Source organism: Aminobacter sp. NyZ550, from assembly GCF_025628925.2.
In the GTDB taxonomy this organism is placed as follows: domain Bacteria; phylum Pseudomonadota; class Alphaproteobacteria; order Rhizobiales; family Rhizobiaceae; genus Aminobacter; species Aminobacter ciceronei.
On the sequence record NZ_CP114190.1, the window covers coordinates 1,524,630 to 1,545,116 of the forward strand.

Genomic DNA, 20,487 nt, shown 5'->3' on the forward strand with positions numbered 1-20,487 from the left:
TCCTGGAGCGGCCTTGTGCGTCCATCCGGATGCACCGCGCTCGAGAGCGAGTTGTTGTCATATAAAGCTTCCAGTAACTGGAAGTTCAAGGGGCTGGCGAAATCGTGATGGGCCGGGGCAGCTGATGCCGCCCCGACCCACTTTCAGGCTCAGTCGGCGTAGGCCATCGACGTCATCATGCCGCCAACCATGTGGTAGAGATGGTGGCAATGCAGCGCCCATTTGCCGGCATTGTCGGCGTCGAAGGCGATGGTCACCATACCCATGTTGGCCGGCACCAGCACCGTGTCACGCACCGCGCCGGCAAAACGCTTGCCGTTGACGGCGACCACCTGGAAATGGTGGCCGTGCAGATGCATCGGGTGCGACATCGTGGTGTGGTTCATGAAGGTCAGCTCGAAACGGTCGCCGCTCGCCACCGCCAGCGGCTTGTCCTGGCCGTGCATGGCGCCATCGAGCGTCCAGACATAGTTGGGGCCTTCGCCGAGCATCATCGTGTGCTTGCGAGTTGCTGCCTTCTCGGACAGCGGCTTGGTGGCACGCAGCCTTTGCTCAAGGTTGACGCCCACGGCGGGGAAATCCTCGTCGGCCATGTCGGCAAGCTTGCCGACCGACGCGCCCTTGGCGGCGAGCACGACACCGGTGCGCATGCGGCCACCTTCCTGCACGGCGAAGACCGGCCAGGCAGAGGCTTCCTTCGGCAGTTCGAGCAGGATGTCGAGTCGCTGGGCGACGGCGAACTCGAAGCGCGTGCCTTCAACCGGTTCGACCGGCATGCCGTCGACCGCAAAGAGTTTGCCCTGGAGCTTGCCGAGGTCGAGCCACATGTTGGTCGAGGCGGCGCCGTTGATGAGGCGCAGCCTGACACGTCCGCCTGGCTCGACGGAGAATATTTCTGGGTTGTCGAGGGTGCGATCGTTGGCCAGAAGCGCGTCGTACTGCACGTCCTGCAGGTGGGACATGCCGCCCATCTGGCCGGCCGCCTGGCCACTCATCTGCATGGCGCCCATCGCGCCATGGTCCATCGTGTCGTGGCTTGTCTGGCCGCTGGGCATCGCCGTGCCGGACATGTTGTGGCCCTCGTGGCTGCCGCCGGCTGCTGGCTCGGGTGCGGGAGCGGGCGCCATGGCGCTCATGTCGTGGCCGCCCGCCTTGAGTTCGGCGAGGATCTCCTGCGGGTCGCGGAAGGTGAAGTCGTGGAACAGAACCACCACCTCCTGCACGTCCTGGCCTGCTTCGTCAGGGTCGCGAACGATCAGCGGAGCTGCGAGCATCAACTGCTCCTGAAGGCCGAAATGTGAATGCATCCAGAAGGTGCCAGGGCGGGCGAGGGGGAAGTCGTAGTCGTGGCTGCCGCCGTCGGGGATCGGCTCCTGCGAGATGTCGGCGACACCGTCCTGCTGCCATGGCGGGGTGAGGCCGTGCCAATGGATGACGGTCGGCTCGCCGATGAGGTTCTTCAACCGGACGCGGAAGTTTTCGCCGGCATTCATGACGATGCCGGAAGAGCCGTCGGCTTGATGAAGGCCGAAGACATTGGCGGCCTTGCCCTTGACCTCGATGACGCGCTTGCCGGCGGTGATGACCTTGTGGCCGTCGGCACGGGCCGGGCGGACCGGCATGAGCAGGGACGGGACTGCGGCAGCACAAAGCGTTGCCGCTGATGCCGCGAGGAAGCCGCGGCGCGAAAGGGTGTTCATTTCATTGTCTCCAAAACTGATGTCTCCCGGCACGGGAATGTGCCGGGGCGTGCGCGTCCAAACGCGTCAGTTCAGGAGAGGGACGGTGGCCGGAGATGCGGCGAGGCGATCGATCCGTGGAGCGGTTCGGTTCTGGCCGGAGCCGGCGAAATGCCTGTCAGGTCGGGGAAGGCCGTCGCCATAGGCAACGGCGCGCAATAGCTGCACGAGACGAGGCACTGCGCCAGGCATGCCTTCTCGTCCTGCGTGAGGTCGCCACAGCAGGCAATGTCAGCCTTGGCATGATGCGATACGCTCTGGGCAGCATGTGGCTGATGCTGGCTGCCGCCCTGATGCGCGGAAGCTGCCTGGCCTAGCGCGAGGACAAACAGCAGCGCCAGCGGCAACATCAGCCGCAGGATCTTGAACGCCTTGGCCCTGCCGTCGTCCATGACGGCAATGCGCGCGCCAATCTGCCCGCGCCGGTTGGCGAGGAAAGGGCGGGTTGTGTCTGCGATGTGCCGCATGGATTGCATATCCTATCAATGGGGATTGCACCCCTGCAAGGTCAAGCGCCGTTGTTGTCGCTGCCCTCGGGGGTGAAGAAGACGTCGGCGTGAATGTCGAAGGCATGCACCCCAAGCGCTCCAAGTGCCGCCAAACAGGAATCGACCATCGCAGGCGGTCCGGCGACATAGGCCTTGGCGCCGTTGAGGTCGCTGTGGTCCTGTGCCAGCGCATCGGCGACGAAGCCGTTACGCCAGCCATCGGATGCGGTCTGGGACAGCACCGGCATGAAGCTCAGGTTGCGAAACTGTCTTTCCAGCGCACGGAAATGCTCGACCAGATAGAGGTCACGCTCGGCGCGGACGCCGAAATAGACATGGATCGGCTGGGCCATGCCCTGATGCAGTGCCGTCTCGACGATCGACTTGATCGGCGCAAGGCCGCTGCCGCCGGCAAGGGCGACGATCGGGCCTGAATGCACCTCGCGGAGATAGGCGGAACCGGCCGGGCCATCTATCTGGACGGTGTCGCCCGCAGCAAGCGAAGCGTGGATCCGGCCGCTGGTCAGGCCGCCCGGCACGGCCCTGACATGCAGCTCGACAAGCTCCTCGTTCGGCCGGCTGGCCATCGAATAGTTGCGCGCCGGTGCACCCGGCACCGCCAGCGACAGATATTGGCCGGCGGCGAAGCGGAAGCTTGTACGATCGGCGAGCGCGAGGCGGATCGAAAGGATGTCGTGCGTCATGCGCTCGATGGCGACCACCTCGGCCTTCTGTGCCTCTGCCGGCTGAGCAGCGAAGGCTTCGGCCAGCCATTCGACGACGACGTCGTCGCTCGGCACTGCACGGCAGGCAAGGATGAAGCCGTCGGCGCGGTCCTGTTCGGAGAGCGCGAAGGGCGAGTGTTTGCCGAGCTCGACATGGCCTGAGACCAGGCGCGACTTGCAGGCGCCACAGCGGCCGGAACGGCAGCTGTGGGGGTAGGCGATGCCGGCATCGAGCGCTGCCTGCAGGATCGTCTTGCTATCGCCGACCGCGATGCGGCGGCCCGGTTGGGGCAGGGTCAGGTAGGTCATGGTCATGCAGCCCGTGTCAGGTCGAGCAGCGCCGCTATCTCGGCGCGCTGGGTCGGGAAGGTGCCGAAGAAGACGTGCTTGCCGTCGATAATGGTGATCGGTGCGACCCGCACGCCGGTGCGGCGCTTGGCTTCGTCGGCGATTTCAGGGTTGCGCAGATCGCGCTCGACGAAAGGCAGGTTCTCAGCGTTGAGCCAGCGCTTCAGCGCCAGGCAGTCGGGGCAGGTGGGCGTGGTGTAGATCTCGATCCAGGGAGCGTTCGGCATGGTGGCCTCGCGTGATTGAGGGGTTGGGAAGAAGCGGCCTGCTTCATTGCGCGAGCGTGCCGCCGGAAGGTTCCGGTCGCACGCGCCCCCAAGCAGGCCGCTGGACTGACTTATTCGGCCGGGACCAACGACGGTGCGCCGGATACGGTGGTAGCACGGGCCGGAGCCTTGAAGCGCTTCAGCCGCATCGCGTTGCCCAGCACGAAGACGCTCGACATTGCCATCGCGCCCGCCGCCAGCATCGGCGACAGCAGCGTGCCGCTGACCGGGTAGAGCACGCCCGCCGCGACCGGGATGAGAGCGGCGTTGTAGGCGAACGCCCAGAACAGGTTCTGCCTGATGTTGGCAATCGTCGCCTTCGACAGGGCGATGGCGTTGGTCACGCCGAGCAAGTCGCCCGACATCAGCACCACGTCGGCGCTTTCGATCGCAACGTCAGTGCCGGTGCCGATGGCGATGCCGACATCGGCCTCGGCGAGCGCCGGCGCATCGTTGATGCCGTCGCCGACAAAGGTCACTGCCCGGCCACCGGCACGCAGGCGCTTGACGGCGTCGACCTTGCCGTCGGGCAGAACCTCGGCGACGACCTCGTCGATGCCGAGCTGGGCGGCGATGGCTTCGGCCGTGCGACGGTTGTCGCCGGTGATCATCGCCACCTTCAAGCCCAAGTCGTGCAGGGCGCGGATCGCCTGCGGCGTCGTCGGTTTGATCGGGTCGGAGACCGCAATCACCGCAGCCAGCTTGCCGTCGACCGCCGCATAGAGCGGGGTCTTGGCCTTGAGCCCCATGCGGATCGCCGTCTCGGCGAAGCCCTTCACCGAGATGCCGAGCTTGGCCATGTAGCGGTCGGCGCCGACGGCGACGTGGTGGGTGCCGACGCTGGCACTGACGCCGAAGCCGGGCACCGCCTCGAAGGAACCGACCTCGGCCAGAACAAGGCCTTCATCCTTGGCCGCTGCGACGATGGCTGCCGCAACCGGATGCTCCGACTGGGACTCGACGGCTGCCACCAGCGCCAGCACCTTGGTGCGGTTGAAACCTTGGGCGACGTCCAGATCGGTCATGACAGGCTTGCCGGCGGTCAGTGTACCGGTCTTGTCGAGCGCTACGACCTCGGTCGATTTCAGCGACTGCAGCGCCTCGCCGTTGCGGAACAGGACGCCGAGTTCGGCGGCGCGGCCGGTGCCGACCATGATCGAGGTCGGCGTGGCGAGACCCATGGCACAGGGGCAGGCGATGATCAGGACGGCAACGGCGTTGACCAGCGCGAAGGTGGCGGCCGGCTGGGGGCCGAAGACCAGCCAGACGAGGAAGGTCGCAGCCGCTGCCACCATCACGGCAGGCACGAACCAGGCGGTGACCTTGTCGACCATTGCCTGGATCGGCAGCTTCGAGCCCTGGGCCGTTTCGACCATGCGGATGATCTGGGCCAGCAGCGTGTCGGCACCGACCTTGGTGGCGCGGTAGGTGAAGCTGCCGGTCTTGTTGATCGTGCCGCCGACGACCTCCGCACCCTCGCCCTTGCTGACGGGAATGGGTTCGCCCGAAATCATCGATTCGTCGACGAAGGACGAGCCTGAAAGCACGATGCCGTCGACCGGAACCTTGTCGCCGGGACGCACCTGGACGACGTCGCCGAAGACAACCTCATCGAGCGGGACGTCGACGAAGCTGCCGTTGCGCTCGATACGCGCCGACTTCGCCTGGAGGCCCACAAGCCGCTTGATCGCCTCGGAGGTGCGGCCCTTGGCCTTGGCCTCGAGCACGCGACCGAGCAGGATCAGCGTGACGATGACGGCCGACGCTTCGTAATAGACGTTGGCGGTGCCGGCCGGCAGCAGGCCCGACGCAAAGGTGGCGACGACCGAATAGGCCCATGCGGCGGTGGAGCCGAGCACGACCAGCGAATTCATGTCTGGTGCCAAGCGCAGCAGTGCCGGCACACCCTTCCTGTAGAAGCGCAGGCCGGGACCGAACTGGACGATGGTCGCCAGCACGAAGAAGGCGATGTAGAGCTGCTGCTGGGGGACGTTCATCATCAACCAGTGGTGCAGCGCCGGGATGGCATGCCGGCCCATCTCCAGCACGAAGATCGGCAGGGTGAGGGTGGCGGCGACGGCGAAGTCGCGCTTGAGGTGGGAGAACTCGCGATTGCGCGCCTCTTCGCGGCTGTCGCTGCTGGCGGCCGCGACCGACGGGTCGGTCCGGCGCGGCTCGTAGCCGGCCTTGCGGATGGCGGCGTCGATGGCCGAGCGGGCGGTGCCGCCCAGCGTCTCGATAGTGGCGCGTTCGGTGGCAAGATTGACTGAAGCCGTCGTCACGCCGGGCACTGCGGCGATGGCCTTTTCGACCCGACGCACGCAGGAGGCACAGGTCATGCCCTCGATCTCGACTGCGATCGTCTCGGCCGGCACGTCGTAGCCGGCATTGCGGATCGCGGCGATGACGCCGTCGGAATTGACGTCGGCGTCGAAGCTCACATCGGCGCTTTCGGTGGCGAGGTTGACCGATGCCGTGACGACGCCGGGGACAGCCGCAATCGCCTTCTCGACGCGGCGCACGCAGGACGCGCAGGTCATGCCCTCGATCGGGAAGCTTTGTCTTGTCGTTGCCAGGTTCAAGGGAGCGTTCATCGGTGCGGACCTCTAGTTAATCACTTTCGGCCCAGAGGTCTAAGGGTTCCAGCGTTGGGAAGGTCAATAGAACTTTTTGCGATTATCGTCGATTTGGTCAACATGCTGAAAATACTGAACTTTCCTGATGGAGAGTGCCGGATCTTCCGGGTTTTCGCGCAATCCCAAGCTGGTAACATATCCGTGATCGACAAATCGATTGACCTTCCTGTAGCTGGAAACACCAGATTGCAGGAACGGCGCGATGCCGGCCCAACCAAGGATTTCTTGAATGCTGAAGATGAATGTTCCCGACATGACCTGCGGTCATTGCGCCGGCATGGTGACCAAGGCCGTGCAGAGCGTGGACGCTGCCGCCCGCATCGACATCGACCTGAAGGCGCAAACCGTCTCGATCGAAACCGCGGCGGATGCCGCCAAGGTGGCCCAGGCGCTCGACGCCGCCGGCTATCCGGCCCAGGCTGTCTGAAGCCTGCCTTCCGGAAGGGCGGCGCGACCGGGGGCGGTGCGCCGCCCGCTTGGTTTGACTTCGCCTTCGACAGCATAAACCTTGCCGCGCAAGAGTTTCCGCAGCCACAAGTGGCCGCGCGAACATGACGCAACCTGCAACCGCCCTCATCCCCTAGTATTTCCGCGCCAAATCAAGCTATGATGCGGCTGGCCTTCCTCAAGGGACAGCGTCCCCTGGAATGCCGGGAGGACAGAGGATGGCCATAGCGCTCGTACTCGTTCTTGTTGTCATTGGCTCGGTGCTGTTCCACGTGCTGAGCCCTTGGTGGTGGACGCCGATAGCCTCCAACTGGGGCTACATCGACAGCACTCTCGTTGCGACCTTCTGGATCACCGGCGCCGTCTTCTCGGCGGTCGTTCTGTTCATGGCCTATTGCGTCTATCGCTTCCGCCACAAGGAAGGGCAGAAGGCCGCCTACGAGCCTGAAAGCAAGAAGCTCGAATCCTGGCTGACAGCGATCACTGCCATTGGCGTGGCGGCGATGTTGGCGCCTGGTCTCTATGTCTGGAAGCAATTCGTCACCGTGCCCAAGGATGCGACCGAGGTCGAGGTCGTTGCCCAGCAATGGCAGTGGAGCTTCCGGCTGCCCGGCGCCGACGGCAAGCTCGGCACCTCCAATGCCCGCCTTGTCAGCTCCGACAATCCGCTCGGCATCAATCCCGACGACCCGAACGGCCAGGACGACGTCGTGGTCGAGGCCGCCGACCTGCATCTGCCGATCGACAAGCCAGTCAAGATGCTGTTGCGCTCTATCGACGTGCTGCATGATTTCTACGTGCCCGAGTTCCGCGCCAAGATGGATATGGTGCCGGGCATGGTCACCTATTTCTGGTTTACCCCGACACGGACGGGAACCTTCGAGGTGCTGTGCGCGGAACTCTGCGGCACCGGGCACGGCTTCATGCGCGGCATAGTCATGGTCGACACCGCGCAGGACTACACGACATGGCTGCAGCAGCAGTCGACCTTTGCCCAGTTGAGCGGTCCCGCCAAGGTTGGCGTGCTGGTCGACCGGGGCAAAGTCACGGCCAGCATGGAATAGGAGACACGGCGCGACCGCTCGAAGGCGGCCTCACCGCGAAAGCAGAGGCATAGAGCAACAGGGTGCACGCATGGTCGATGTCACGCCGCATGGAGCAGACCTCATCCCGCCGGCCGAAGTGGGCGAGATGGAGCTTTACCATCCGCACAGCTGGTGGACGAAGTACGTCTTCTCGCAGGACGCCAAGGTCATTGCGATCCAGTATTCGGGTACGGCACTGGCCATCGGGCTCGTCGCGCTGGTGCTGTCCTGGCTGATGCGGCTGCAGCTCGGTTTTCCCGGCACCTTCGATTTCATCACGCCCGAGGCCTATTATCAGTTCATGACCATGCACGGCATGATCATGGTCATCTACCTGCTAACCGCGCTGTTCCTCGGCGGCTTCGGCAATTACCTGATCCCACTGATGGTCGGCGCCAGGGACATGGTATTTCCCTACGTCAACATGCTGAGTTACTGGATCTACCTCCTCGCCGTGCTGGTGCTGGTGGCAAGCTTCTTTGCGCCCGGCGGGCCGACCGGCGCCGGCTGGACGCTCTACCCGCCGCAGGCGATCTTGTCTGGCACGCCGGGGGGCACGGGGCCGGGCATCATCCTGATGCTGGTGTCTTTGATCCTGTTCATCATCGGCTTCACCATGGGTGGCCTCAACTATGTCGTGACCGTGCTGCAGGCGCGGACGCGCGGCATGACACTGATGCGGCTGCCGTTGACGGTGTGGGGCATCTTCACGGCGACCGTCATGGCGCTGCTGGCTTTTCCTGCGCTGTTCGTCGCCTGCGTGATGATGTTGTTCGACCGCGCCATCGGCTCGAGCTTCTTCATGCCGGCGATCGTCGAGATGGGCGAGCAGTCGCCGCACAATGGCGGCAGCCCGATCATGTTCCAGCACCTGTTCTGGTTCTTCGGCCACCCCGAGGTCTACATCGTGGCGCTGCCGGCCTTCGGCATCGTTTCCGACCTGATCAGCACGCACGCCCGCAAGAACATCTTCGGCTACCGCATGATGGTGTGGGCCATCGTCGGTATCGGCGCACTCAGCTTCGTGGTCTGGGCGCACCATATGTATGTCTCGGGCATGCACCCCTATTTCGGCTTCTTCTTCGCCACCACGACGCTGATCATCGCGGTGCCGACGGCGATCAAGGTCTACAACTGGGTGCTGACATTGTGGCGCGGCGACATCCACCTGACCATTCCGATGCTGTTTGCGCTCGCCTTCATCGTCACCTTCGTCAATGGCGGGCTGACCGGCCTGTTCCTCGGCAACGTCGTCGTTGACGTGCCGTTGTCGGACACCATGTTCGTGGTTGCCCACTTCCATATGGTGATGGGCGTGGCGCCGATCCTCGTGGTCTTCGGCGCGATCTATCACTGGTATCCCAAGATATCAGGCCGGATGCTCAACGAGTTCATGGGCCGGTTCCATTTCTGGGTCACTTTCATCGGCGCCTATCTGATCTTCTTTCCGATGCATTATGTCGGGCTGGTCGGCGTTCCCCGGCGTTATCCCGAGCTCGGCGACACCGCCTTCATCCCGCCGTCGGTTCACACGCTGAACGAGTTCATCACGGTTGCGGCACTCACCGTCGGCTTCGCCCAGCTGGTGTTCCTGTTCAACCTGTTCTGGAGCATCCGCCACGGCAAGGAGGCGGGTGACAATCCATGGCGGGCGACGACGCTGGAATGGCAGACCGCCGGCACGCCGCCGCCGCATGGCAATTTCGGCAAGGAGCTGCCGGTCGTCTATCGCTGGGCATATGACTACAGCGTGCCCGGCGCGCCCGAGGACTTCATCGCGCAGAACGACCCGCGCCCGGTAACGCAAGGCGGGCATGCATGAGCGCCATCCTGATCTTCTTGGGCCTGGTCACCGCGATTGCCGGCTGGTGGCTGGCGCGGCAGCGGCTGATGTCGAAGCCTTGGCTCGAGGTCGGTCCGATCGACGCCTTTCCCGAGACGGAAGCGCCGGTCATGCATCCGGCGAAGATCGGGCTCGGGGTCTTCCTCGCTGTCGTCGGCGCGATTTTCGCGCTTTTGATCAGCGCCTATTTCATGCGCATGGCCTATGCCGACTGGCAGGCGACGCCGATGCCGTGGCTTTTGTGGCTCAACACCGGCATGCTGGTGCTGGCGAGCGTGGCGTTGCAATGCGCGGTGGTAGCCGCGCACAAGGGCCAGCTCGACAATCTCAAGCTCGCGCTGCTGACCGGAGCGCTGGCGTCGGTGGCATTTCTGGGTGGCCAGCTGCTGGCATGGCGCGATCTTGCCGCTGGCGGCTACTACGCCGCCGACAACCCGGCGGTCAGTTTCTTCTACCTGATCACCGCGATGCATGGCCTGCACATCATCGGCGGGCTCTTCGTACTTGGCCGGGCGAATGTCAGGGCATGGCGCGGCGACAAGCTTGCGCGGCTCGTGCTGACGACAGAGCTGTGCGCCATGTACTGGCACGCGCTGCTCGTCGTCTGGCTGGTGCTGTTTGCCGTACTGATGGGCTGGGCGGCCGACTTCATCGACATCTGCCGCAGATTGCTGAGCTAGGAGGACACGCCGATGGCCGAGACCTCGCTGGGACATGTCGACCACACTGCGCCGCGGCCGCCGGGCCTGCGCGGCTTCATCGCCGACTGGTCGTCGGACCAGCGCGCCTTCAAGGGCGTGTCCTGGGGGAAGGCGATGATGTGGATCTTCCTGCTCAGCGACACCTTCATCTTCGGCTGCTTCCTGCTGTCCTACATGACCGCGCGCATGTCGACGGTCGTGCCGTGGCCGAACCCGAGCGAGGTCTTCGCCCTGCATCTGTTCGGCCAGAACATCCCGCTGATCCTGATCGCGATCATGACCTTCGTGCTGATCTCGTCGTCCGGCACGATGGCGATGGCGGTCAATTTCGGCTACCGCCGCGACCGCAGGAAGACGGCGGTCCTGATGCTGTTGACCGCGCTACTTGGCGCCACCTTCGTCGGCATGCAGGCCTTCGAGTGGACCAAGCTGATCAGCGAGGGCGTGCGGCCATGGGAGAACCCGTGGGGTGCGGCACAGTTCGGCTCGACCTTCTTCATGATCACCGGCTTCCACGGCACCCACGTGACGATCGGCGTGATCTTCCTGCTGATCGTCGCGCGCAAGGTCTGGCGCGGCGATTACGAGACCGGCGAGCGGGGGTTCTTCACCAGCCGGCGCGGCCAGTATGAGAGCGTCGAGATCATGGGGCTCTACTGGCACTTCGTCGATCTGGTGTGGGTGTTCATTTTCGCGTTCTTCTATCTTTGGTGAGGTGAAGCGATGGCACAGGCAGAGGCGCAGGATCACGGGCTGCACGGACATGCGGCTCCCGCTCCGGCAATGGCGCATGCCGAAGGGCAACAGCACCCGATCAAGCTCTATCTGGTGGTCTGGGGCTGGCTGTTCATCCTCAGCGCCTGCTCTTACGCGGTCGATTATTTCGCCCTTCAGGGTATGCTGAGATGGAGCCTGATCCTGATCTTCATGATGCTGAAGGCGGGACTGATCGTTGCCGTGTTCATGCACATGGCCTGGGAGCGGCTTGCGCTGAGCTACGCCATCATCGTGCCGCCGCTGGTGATCCTGGTGTTCGTCGCAATCATGGTGATCGAATCCCGCTACACCGAAATCACCCGCGTGCTGTCCTTCGGCGCGGGATAAGCCACGTCCACCAGCCGCCCTTCCTTGCCGCGGCAGTTGCAACGGCAAGCTGCAACGGAATGGCGCATGGCGCGTTGCCTTGCGCCGGATTAGTATCGCGCCCGTTGGCGCAATGCGCCGGCCACAGTGAGGAGATAGCCATGAAACTGACGGCATGGGGCGCTCAAGCCCTTCTTGCAGCTTCGGTTCTAGCCACCAATCCGGTTCATGCGGCGGGCGATGCGGCCGCCGGCAAAAAGGTCTTCACCAAATGCATGGCCTGCCACGACATGGCGGTCGACAAGAACAAGATCGGCCCATCGCTGCATGGTGTCATCGGCCGCACGGCCGGCACGCTGCCGAGTTTTGAAGCCAAATATTCCGATGCGATGAAGCAGGCGGGCGCCGGCGGCCTAGTCTGGGACGAGGCCAATATCGCCGCCTACATGAAGATGCCGAAAGAAAAGGTCCCGGGCAACAAGATGGCTTTTGCCGGTCTCAAGGACGATACCGACATCGCCAATGTGATTGCATATATCGAAGAGATGTCGAAGTAGCCGCAAGATGGCAGCCGGATGCTCGCAGGCAACTCGTGCCTCGCGAGCAGTTTCTGCAACATATGCACATTTATTGTGCGGCATCCTCCAAACGGGGGATGCCGCCGCTGCCCAAATGGTGTTCATGACTGGGCGGGCGCCCTAGCGCCCGGCGGATGCAAATGCATTTTCCGGGCGGCATTGCGGATGGCGGCGCTGCGATTGTAGACCCGGTCTGTATTGCAGGTTTGCGTTTTAAATATCTAGCTATTGCTGCCTCTTTGCGGGGGGAAATTGCGGCATTCCTTGGGAGACCACGGAAGCCGCACCATTTCCTTAGGCACGGGCCTGTTCAGACCAGTTGCGAGCGTCGAGAGCGTTTCCTCTTTCTTGTCTTCGCGGAAACTCTCTATCTTCTTGTTTTTGCGCAATTCCGGACGGAAAACCGCCGCACACTTTTTGCTGGAATTGCGCTAGTCCGGTGCGTCGAAATCGGGCGCCACAGCCGCGATGTTGTAGGCTTCGAGCCGTGCCGTCGGGGCGTAGGCCGTATCGAAGCTCAGTATCGTTGCAGTACCAGGTGTCACCGGCACGACACGTGAGGGCGGCAGCCCCAGGAAGGCGTGGCAGGCAGCGCGGATGACACCGCCATGGACGATGGCGAGCGTGTCGCCGTTGCACTTCTTCAGGCAGTCCCGCAACCCTTCGACGATGCGGGCGCAGAAATCCGCCCATGCCTCGCCGCTGTCGGGGGTGAAGGTGCCGGCGCGCCAGGCGAGATATTCGTGCGGACGCTCGGCCTCGAGCTCGTGCTTGATACGGCCGGTCCAGTTGCCCATATCGATCTCGCGCAGGCGCGGGTCGAGCGGCGCGTCGCCATAGCCGAGCAGGCTTGCTGTCTGGCGCGTACGGCCGAGGTCGGAGACCACGACGCGGTCGGGCGCCATCGCCCTGGCGAAGGACGCAAAACTCTCGACCTGCCTGATGCCCCGCGGCGATAGCGGCGCGTTGTCGTGGCCCTGGAGCCTGTGCTCGGCATTCCAGGTGGTCTCGCCATGGCGCACCATTACCAATCTCATCAGTCGATCCTTTCACCAGTCATTGCAAAAACCGCGCTCGGCTCGCCCAGGAAACTGAGGCGGATCTGGTCGCCGATCGCCGCGCTGAAATAGCCGTCGGCCATGGCGGTCAGCCGTTGGCCGTTGGAAAATGCCGTCACCATGGTGCGCCCGGCGATAGGGGCGGCTTCCTCGAAGCGCGCGGTGATCGCAGGTTGCCCCTCGATGTCGCCGACCTTGATGTCATGGGCGCGGTAGAGAAGCTGGACGCCGTCATGCGCCTTGGCGCGCTGCGCATCGGCCAGCCGTAGGCCATCATAGACGAGGCCACCGTCCTGTTTCGTCACCGAGATGAGATTGGCCGGCGGCGTGCCGAGGAAGGTGGCGACGAAGGTCGTGCGCGGGTTTTCCAAAAGCTCGAGCGGCGCGCCGAACTGGTCGACCTTGCCGTTATTGAGCACAGCGACATGGCTCGCCATTGTCATCGCCTCGACCTGGTCGTGGGTGACGTAGACAGAGGTGGCACCTGTGGCGCGGTGGATGCGCATCAGTTCGCTGCGCATCTCGATGCGCAGCTTGGCGTCGAGGTTGGACAAAGGCTCGTCGAACAACAGGATGCTCGGCTTGGGGCCGATGGTGCGGGCAATCGCCACGCGCTGCTGCTGGCCGCCGGAGATCTCGGCCGGGTAGCGTTCCTTCAGCGCCGAGATGCCAAGCAGACCGAGCACTTCGTCGACGCGCGCGGCACGATCCGCCTTGCTCCACTTGGCCACCCTGAGCGGCCACTCGATGTTGCCGGCGACCGTCATATGCGGCCACAATGCATAACTCTGGAAGACGAGGCCGGCGTCGCGGCCGCCGGCGTCGGCGACAAGGCCGCGCGTGCCGTCGGAGACGGTGCGGCCCATGAAGGCCATCTCGCCTTCGCTCGGTATTTCCAGTCCGGCGAGCATCCTGAGCAGCGTGGACTTGCCGCAGCCGGACGGGCCGACAAGCACCAGGAACGCGCCCTGCGGCACCGAGATGTCGACATTGTCGACGGCGGTGAAGCTGCCGAAACGCTTGCTGACGTTGCGGATCGCGATCGCAGCCGGATTGCCGTTGGCGGGGTTCATGCGGATTTCCACTTCTGGACACGGTTCTGCAGGCGGTGCGCCAGGAGCGTGGCGATGACGCAGAGGACGAGGATCACCATGGTGATGGCGTTGGCGAACTGCATGAAGCCTTCGGCGGCATAGCGGTAGGCAAGCATGCTGAGCACCGGCGAGGTCGAGGTGAACAAAAGCACCACCAGCGACAGGTCGCGGACGATCTTGACGAAGACCAGCAGGGCGCCGGCGAGCAGGCCGCGGATGGCGAGCGGCATGATGATCGCGCCCATGCGGCGGAAGAAGCCGGCGCCGGTCAGTCGCGCGCTTTCCTCGATGTCGGCCGAGATCTGGCCGAGCACCGAGCGGCCCGACTGCACGGCATAAGGCAAGAGATGCGCCGAGGCTGCAAGCACCAGGAGGAGGAAGGTGCCGTAGAGCGACGGCAACGGTCCGATCGGCGCCCCGAACAGCGCGATATAGGCGGCGGCGAAGGCGATCGAGGGAATCAGGATCGGGGTGAACGAGACCTGGCCGAGGACGGTTGCGAGCACGCTGCCCTTGTTGCGGGCGATGGTGTGGGCCAGCGCCAGGCCGAGCGCCATGGTGGTGATCGCCACCGTGACAGCCAGCTTCAGCGTCATCCACAGCGCCTCGATCAGCACCGGATTGCGGAAGATGCCGGCCTGGCCCTGGGCCATGTCGGTGCCGCCTTCGCCGATCCAGAAATGCGTCGTCCAGTTGGAGAACAGCGAACCGTTCTGCAAGGCGAAGCTGGAGGCGGTGAGGATCAGCGCCGGCAGGAAGGTGGTGAGCAGGCAGAGCAGGACAGCGACTGCAAACAGCGGCCAGCGCCATCTGCCAAGCGGAAAGCGTTTGGTGCGGCCGCCCTTGCCGGTGACGGTGACGAAGTTCTTGCGGCCGGCGACAAGGCGCTCGCCGAGCCAGAGGAAGGAGGCGGAGACGACGATCAAAAGCAGTGCGATGACGAAGCCGCGTTCGGTTTGGCCGGTCTCGATCATCCCGAACAGGCGCGTCGACAGCGTCTGCATCCTGACCGGCAGGCCGAGCAGGGCAGGGGCGGCGAAGTTGGAGACGGCACCGGCAAATGTCAGCGATGCGGCGGCGATCAGCGCCGGTGTGACCACCGGCAGGATGATGCCGAAGAAGATGCGCGAGCGCTTGGCACCCGCGACCTGCGCTGCCTCGACGAGATCGGCGCCGATGGAGCTCAAGGCCGCCGAGATGACGGTGAAAGCAAGCGAATAATAGTGGGCGATGAGCACGATCAATGTCGGCAACAGGCCCCAGGCGAGCCAATCGGGCACGATGTAGCCGTTCGCCTCGAAGAAGCCGACCGAGCCGCCGAGCCGGCTGTTGCGGAATAAAGCACCCCAGGCAAGGGCCGCGGCAAAGCTCGGGATCATGAAGGGCAGAGTGGCGAGCAGGCCGAGCGTCCTTGGCGCCGGCACGTCGGTGAGCACGACGAGCCAGGCAAGGAAGCCGCCCATCAAAAGGCAGCCTGTGGCAACGCCGATGCCGAGCAGCACCGTGTTCAAGAGCGGGCGCCACCACAGGTTTTCGGACATTTTCGAGGCCAGCACCGCCTGCCAGGCGTCACGACCTTCGATGGTCAGCGTCGACAGGACAATCTTGACCAGCGGCGCGATGACCAGGATGCCGACGACAAGGATCAGGATGATGGGAACGAGTGTTTCGGAGCGCAAAAAGCCTCTCCGGGACAACACGGATGTTGTTACGGCGGACATGACATTCTTTCCGGGAATTGCAGTGCGCGGGCAACGGTGCCGCGGCAACACGAGGCGGCGGACAACTGGGCACGGAGAACAGACCGGCGCCTCCCCCAAGGCGCCGGTCCGGCCGCGGTCATTGCAGCGTCAGCACCAGGTCTGCAATACGCTTGCGGGCAGCGGCTGTCTTCACCGGATCGATGCGCCAGGCCTTGAGCTCCTTGAGCGGCACGGAGTCGGCGTTGTCCTTGATCGACGGCCGCACGGCATAGTCGCCCGCGACGTTGAAGGGCTCGAAGGCCGGTCCGCCGGTGGCAGAATCGTCGCCCATCATGAAGTCGATCAAAAGCCGCGCTGCCGCCGGGCTCGGCGCCTTGTCGACCAGTGCGAGAACCGCCGGGAACAGGATGCCGTTGGACGGCTCGACGTCGTTGGCGACCTGCAGTGCCCAGCCTTCCTTCTCGTTGTCGCGGCGGTCGGAATAGGTGGCGAAGCCGACTGGCGGGTTCTTGGCGGTCTTGTCGCCGATCGCCTTGTTGATGACATCGGAGTTGGGCACTAGGACGAGGTCGTTGGCAAAGAGGTCGCGGACGAATTGCTCGCCGGCGCCCTGCAGGTCGCTGTCGACTGATATCGGCTTGCCGAACTGCGCCTCATAGGCCTTGGCCATTTCGTCGGGGCGGAGCGAGAACTCGACCAAGAGGTCGAGCAGCTCGCCGCGCTGCAGAGGATCGACCATCAGCACGCGGCCCTTCCATTCCGGCGTCGTCAGTGCCCACAGGTTCTTGACCGGCGCGCCATTGGGATTGGCAACTTCGTTGTACATCAAAACCTTGGTCGACAGGCGCTGGGTCAGAAGCGGCGTCTTGTGCTCGTCGGCGAGTTCGCCCGCCACGCGTGGCGGAATGTAGGGCACGACACGGTTGGTCTTGACCAGGTCCTCATAGACCACCGGCGTGTCGGCGATGTAGAGTACGTCGACGGCGTTGACGCCGGCGGTCTGCTCGGCGACGACGCGGGCGATCTGCTTGACCGAGCTCATGTCGATGCCGACCAGGTCAATGCCGGGATAGGCCTCCTCGAATGCTTTCTCCACCTTGGCGATACGGCTCGACAGCGAGAAGACGGTGACCTTGCCTTCCTTCTGTGCCAGCGGCAGCAGTTCCTTGACGCTCATCGCGTCGAGTTCGGCGGCGCTTGCCGTCAGGGGCAGTATGGCGACCGCTGCAAACAGCGCCCATTTCATCGACTTGAGCATCTTTCCCTCCCAGGTTTTCTCAATCGAATTCGTCGAACAGGCCGGACAGGCGCTCCAGCGCGCCCATGACGCGGGTCTGGTGCCGGCCGGCGATGGTCAGAAGAATGGCGTTGACGATGGCGAACGGCACCGTCGGCGTCTGGAATTCGCTGCCCGAGCGGCCGCGCGGTGCCGCCAGCACGAGGTCGACAGCCGGCTGCATCATCGTGCCGGCGAGGTCGGTCACGAGCACCGCCTTGGCGCCCTGCGCGTGGCAATGCTCGACCAGTGGTGCATAGCTCGCTGGTTGCTTGCGGAAGGCGAGCGCCAGCACGAGGTCGCCCTGCTGCATGCCGACGACACGCTCGGCGATGTCGCGGCCACGGCCTTCGAGCACGATGGTGGTCATGCCGAAGCGGTCGAGCCGGCGGCGCAGGAACTGGGTGATCGACTGGGCATGGCCCTGGCCGAACAGGAAGATGCGTTTGGCATCGACGATCATGTCGGCGGCGCGGTTGATGCTGTCTTGCGAAACGGCAAGGCGGAGGTGCTCGAGCGCTGCGATCTCGCTGTCGATCAGGTCGAGCAGAAAGTCACCATGCTCGACCTTGGCGACGGAGCGGCGCATTCGCTCGGCGGCGTCCTGGCTCTCGACAAGCTCGCGCTGCAGCTGTGAGCGCAGTTCTGGATAGCCCTTGAAGCCGAGCTTCTGGGCGAGGCGGGTCGTTGCCGCCTCATGCACGCTGGCGCGTTCGGCAAGCCGGGCGCTCGAGAGGAAGGCTGCCTCGGCGGCGTTTTCGAGCAAGGCCGAGACGAGCCGCTGGTCGGCCCCGGTGAGGCGGGTCGAATGGCTTTTGATGCGATCCAGCAGCGTCATCATCTTGCATCCATATTGCGCTCGACTCTTAAGATGCAAGATATCTTGCAGTCAAGCGCAAAGGTTGCAAGATCAGACTTTCTGCCTTGCAGGGACCAGATGGCGGAAAACGAAAAAGGCGCCCTCGGGGCGCCTGGAGAGTTCGGACAGGCCGCAAGCCTATTTGTATTTCATGTAGCCGACGAAGCCGGTGATCCTCCAGCGGTCGTTCTGCTTGCGGCAGAAGTAGAGCGTCTGCCAGTTCAGCACGTCGTCGCTGCCGTCAGCGCGGCGGATGGTGCCGTCGAACTTCTTGCGCGCCAGGGCAACATCGCCTGATATGTCGATCTCGGTCAGGTTCGTGGCGCGGAAGATGCCGTCGGCAAGCGGCTCGGCATAGGCGGTTGCAGCCGTCTCGGCCGCCTGGCGCAGCCACTCGTCGCGATAGGTCCCGAGCGACGGAAAGGCGGCATTCCAGTCGTCAGGATTGGCAGCGTTGTGGGCATGGATGCCGAGGAAGCGCTGTTCGTCGAAGTCGTCCGCAACCATCGACCAGTCCTGATCGACAAAGGCTGCGATATCGCGCTCGACCAGCATCTCCCAGATCCGGGCGCGGTCGATGTCGTCGGGGAAGGGGTTCTGCCTGGAGTTCATTCAGTCACCTAGGGGAAGTCTTGGGTCGTCGACCTTCAGCATGCTGAGGCTTTGCTTGATGCGGCGCAGGCCTTCGAGCACGTTCGTGCCGCGGGATTCGGCGGTGGCTGTCGCGATCATGTCGAGGATGGCGAGCAGGGCGAAACGCGATGAGGTTGGCTTGTAGATGTTGCCGTCCTCGATCGGCTGGAACGGGATGACGATGTCGGCGACTTTGGCCAGTGCCGATCCGGGCGCGGTTATGGCGACGGTCTGCGCGCCATATTGGCGGGCGACCTGCACGGCATCGATCACCGACTTGGCATGGCCGGAAACGGAGAAGGCAACGACGGTCGACTCGGGCCTGGCGACCGCCGCGTACATGCGCTGCAGCTGGCCGTCGACCTGGGCCACGGCAGACAGGCCGAGGCGAAACAGGCGGTTCTGCAACTCCGTCGCCATCATCGATGAGATGCCGCCGGAGCCGAAGCACAAGATGTGCGGCGAGGCCGAAAGCCGCTCGGCCACCGAGATCAGCGTGCCCATGTCGAGACTGTCCGAAGCGCGCTGGATCGCCACGACAGCGGCTTCGGTGACGGCGGAGGCGATGCGCTGCTCGCGTGCGTCGCGGCTCAGCGGCTCGGGCTTGAGATACTGGCCGCCGATGGCGATGGCCTGTGCCAGGAAGAACTTGAAATCGCGCACGCCGTCGCAGCCGAGGTTGCGACAGAAGCGGGTAACTGTCGGTTCGCTGACGCCGACACGCGCGGCGATCTCCGAAATGGCGGCCTTGGAAGCGAAGTCGAGATCCGACAGCACAAGGCTGGCCAGGCGCTTGTCGGACTTGGAGCCGTCCTGCGCCATGACCTGAAGCCGGGTGATGATGTCGGCGATGTTGCTCATACGGGCAGGCCGGTTGCCTTGTCGAAAAGATGGATGTTCCTGGGATCGGCGGTCACCGGCAGCGTCTCGCCCGGCTTGACCGACACGCGGTCGCGGAACACGGCGCGCACCTGCTCGCCGCCGACCGCGCCATAGATGTGCGTCTCGGAACCGGTCGGCTCGACGACGTCGATCCTGAGCTTCATCGCCGCATCGGTGCCGCTGATGACGAAGTGCTCCGGCCGGATGCCTGCCTCGACCGCGCCTGCGAAGGCCGACGCGCGGCTGCCGTTCAGCGCCAGTCTTTCGCCGTCGGCCGTCTCGAAATAGGCGCCCGCCGCACCGAGCCTGCCCGAGACGAAGCTCATCGACGGCGAGCCGATGAAGCTCGCGACGAACTTGTTGGCCGGTCTGTCGTAGAGTTCGAGCGGTGCACCCACCTGCTGGATCTTTCCCTGGTTCATGACGACGATGCGGTCGGCCATGGTCATGGCCTCGATCTGATCGTGTGTCACGTAAACCACCGTCGATTTCAAGCGCTGATGCAGCGCCTTGATCTCGGTGCGCATCTGGACGCGCAACTGGGCGTCGAGATTGGAAAGCGGTTCGTCGAACAGGAACACCGAGGGTTCGCGCACGATGGCGCGGCCCATGGCGACGCGCTGGCGCTGGCCACCGGAGAGCTGGCGCGGATAGCGGTCGAGATAGGAATGCAAGTTGAGGATGGCAGCGGCGTTCTTCACCTTGGCATCGATCGCCGCCGCTGCCTCACCTCTGATCTTCGGGCCGAAGCCGATGTTTTCGGCCGCGGTGAGATGGGGAAACAGCGCATAGGACTGGAAAACCATGGCGATGTTGCGCTTCTGCGGCGGCAGGTCGTTGGCGCGCACGCCGCCGATCAGAAGATCGCCATGGCTGATCGGTTCGAGCCCAGCCAGCATACGCAGCAAGGTCGACTTGCCGCAGCCGGAGGGGCCGACGAGCACGACGAACTCGCCGCTCGGAATGTCGAGATTGATGTTGTCGAGCACGCTGTGCTGGCCGAACGACTTGGACAGGTTGCGGAAGGTCACGCCGGTCATGGT

Annotated in this window: 21 protein-coding genes; 7 read left to right on the top strand and 14 right to left on the bottom strand. The window is 64.2% G+C overall.

Annotation, left to right across the window (positions count from 1 at the left end; all coding sequences use genetic code 11):
* Nucleotides 1–149: 149 nt before the first annotated feature.
* The 6 genes from N7E70_RS07610 to N7E70_RS07635 form a co-directional block, all read right to left on the bottom strand.
* Nucleotides 150–1,700, bottom strand: coding sequence for a multicopper oxidase family protein (locus N7E70_RS07610; RefSeq protein WP_263005986.1), 1,551 nt, complete (start codon nt 1,698–1,700; stop codon nt 150–152).
* Nucleotides 1,701–1,771: 71 nt separating this feature from the next.
* Nucleotides 1,772–2,206 (bottom strand): hypothetical protein, encoded by a 435-nt coding sequence (locus tag N7E70_RS07615; protein WP_154385651.1) that lies wholly within the window; start codon nt 2,204–2,206, stop codon nt 1,772–1,774.
* A gap of 41 nt (nt 2,207–2,247) precedes the next feature.
* Nucleotides 2,248–3,267, bottom strand: a complete 1,020-nt coding sequence (locus tag N7E70_RS07620; protein ID WP_371818622.1) for a 2Fe-2S iron-sulfur cluster-binding protein — start codon at nt 3,265–3,267, stop codon at nt 2,248–2,250.
* Nucleotides 3,264–3,527, bottom strand: a complete 264-nt coding sequence (locus N7E70_RS07625; protein ID WP_154385649.1) for a glutaredoxin family protein — start codon at nt 3,525–3,527, stop codon at nt 3,264–3,266. Before N7E70_RS07625 ends, N7E70_RS07620 begins: the two co-directional genes overlap by 4 nt.
* A 110-nt stretch (nt 3,528–3,637) precedes the next feature.
* Entirely contained in the window at nt 3,638–6,160 is a 2,523-nt protein-coding gene (locus N7E70_RS07630) for a heavy metal translocating P-type ATPase (RefSeq protein WP_263005987.1), read from the bottom strand.
* Between the two features lie 63 nt (nt 6,161–6,223).
* Nucleotides 6,224–6,457: a hypothetical protein gene (locus N7E70_RS07635; RefSeq protein ID WP_154385647.1), complete on the bottom strand. Its 234-nt coding sequence runs from the start codon at nt 6,455–6,457 to the stop codon at nt 6,224–6,226.
* Between N7E70_RS07635 and N7E70_RS07640 the strand changes: the two genes are divergently transcribed.
* The 7 genes from N7E70_RS07640 (at nt 6,432) to N7E70_RS07670 (ending at nt 11,918) form a co-directional block, all read left to right on the top strand.
* The gene (locus N7E70_RS07640; protein WP_067957421.1) at nt 6,432–6,629 is read left to right on the top strand and encodes a heavy-metal-associated domain-containing protein; all 198 of its coding nucleotides are present in this window, start codon (nt 6,432–6,434) and stop codon (nt 6,627–6,629) included. The genes N7E70_RS07635 and N7E70_RS07640 overlap by 26 nt on opposite strands.
* A 238-nt stretch (nt 6,630–6,867) precedes the next feature.
* The gene (locus N7E70_RS07645; RefSeq protein WP_192314180.1) at nt 6,868–7,713 is read left to right on the top strand and encodes a cytochrome c oxidase subunit II; all 846 of its coding nucleotides are present in this window, start codon (nt 6,868–6,870) and stop codon (nt 7,711–7,713) included.
* A 70-nt stretch (nt 7,714–7,783) separates the two neighbouring features.
* A complete protein-coding gene (gene ctaD / locus N7E70_RS07650; protein ID WP_154385645.1) occupies nt 7,784–9,556 on the top strand; it encodes a cytochrome c oxidase subunit I in 1,773 nt (590 codons plus the stop codon).
* A complete protein-coding gene (locus N7E70_RS07655; protein WP_263005988.1) occupies nt 9,553–10,257 on the top strand; it encodes a cytochrome c oxidase subunit 3 in 705 nt (234 codons plus the stop codon). Before ctaD ends, N7E70_RS07655 begins: the two co-directional genes overlap by 4 nt.
* A 12-nt stretch (nt 10,258–10,269) precedes the next feature.
* A complete protein-coding gene (locus N7E70_RS07660) occupies nt 10,270–10,992 on the top strand; it encodes a heme-copper oxidase subunit III family protein (RefSeq protein ID WP_154385643.1) in 723 nt (240 codons plus the stop codon).
* Nucleotides 10,993–11,001: 9 nt separating this feature from the next.
* The gene (locus N7E70_RS07665) at nt 11,002–11,382 is read left to right on the top strand and encodes a cytochrome C oxidase subunit IV family protein (protein ID WP_154385642.1); all 381 of its coding nucleotides are present in this window, start codon (nt 11,002–11,004) and stop codon (nt 11,380–11,382) included.
* Nucleotides 11,383–11,522: 140 nt separating this feature from the next.
* Nucleotides 11,523–11,918, top strand: coding sequence for a c-type cytochrome (locus N7E70_RS07670; RefSeq protein WP_067957437.1), 396 nt, complete (start codon nt 11,523–11,525; stop codon nt 11,916–11,918).
* Nucleotides 11,919–12,370: 452 nt separating this feature from the next.
* Here N7E70_RS07670 and N7E70_RS07675 read toward each other — a convergent pair whose 3' ends face one another.
* The 8 genes from N7E70_RS07675 to N7E70_RS07710 form a co-directional block, all read right to left on the bottom strand.
* Nucleotides 12,371–12,976 (bottom strand): histidine phosphatase family protein, encoded by a 606-nt coding sequence (locus N7E70_RS07675; protein WP_067957442.1) that lies wholly within the window; start codon nt 12,974–12,976, stop codon nt 12,371–12,373.
* Nucleotides 12,976–14,070, bottom strand: a complete 1,095-nt coding sequence (locus N7E70_RS07680; RefSeq protein ID WP_263005989.1) for an ABC transporter ATP-binding protein — start codon at nt 14,068–14,070, stop codon at nt 12,976–12,978. The genes N7E70_RS07675 and N7E70_RS07680 overlap by 1 nt, the downstream gene beginning before the upstream one ends.
* Nucleotides 14,067–15,812, bottom strand: a complete 1,746-nt coding sequence (locus N7E70_RS07685; protein WP_185910314.1) for an ABC transporter permease — start codon at nt 15,810–15,812, stop codon at nt 14,067–14,069. The genes N7E70_RS07680 and N7E70_RS07685 overlap by 4 nt, the downstream gene beginning before the upstream one ends.
* 118 nt (nt 15,813–15,930) lie before the next feature.
* A complete protein-coding gene (locus N7E70_RS07690; RefSeq protein WP_067957449.1) occupies nt 15,931–17,052 on the bottom strand; it encodes an ABC transporter substrate-binding protein in 1,122 nt (373 codons plus the stop codon).
* 19 nt (nt 17,053–17,071) lie between these two features.
* On the bottom strand, nt 17,072–17,911 hold the full coding sequence (locus N7E70_RS07695; RefSeq protein WP_154385639.1) for a MurR/RpiR family transcriptional regulator: 840 nt from the start codon (nt 17,909–17,911) through the stop codon (nt 17,072–17,074).
* A gap of 156 nt (nt 17,912–18,067) precedes the next feature.
* Nucleotides 18,068–18,541 (bottom strand): hypothetical protein, encoded by a 474-nt coding sequence (locus N7E70_RS07700; protein WP_067957455.1) that lies wholly within the window; start codon nt 18,539–18,541, stop codon nt 18,068–18,070.
* Nucleotides 18,542–19,423 carry a MurR/RpiR family transcriptional regulator gene (locus tag N7E70_RS07705; RefSeq protein ID WP_067957457.1) on the bottom strand — a complete coding sequence of 294 codons (882 nt, stop codon included), beginning with the start codon at nt 19,421–19,423 and terminating at the stop codon, nt 18,542–18,544.
* Nucleotides 19,420–20,484, bottom strand: coding sequence for an ABC transporter ATP-binding protein (locus tag N7E70_RS07710; RefSeq protein WP_263005990.1), 1,065 nt, complete (start codon nt 20,482–20,484; stop codon nt 19,420–19,422). The genes N7E70_RS07705 and N7E70_RS07710 overlap by 4 nt, the downstream gene beginning before the upstream one ends.
* Nucleotides 20,485–20,487: the final 3 nt, after the last annotated feature.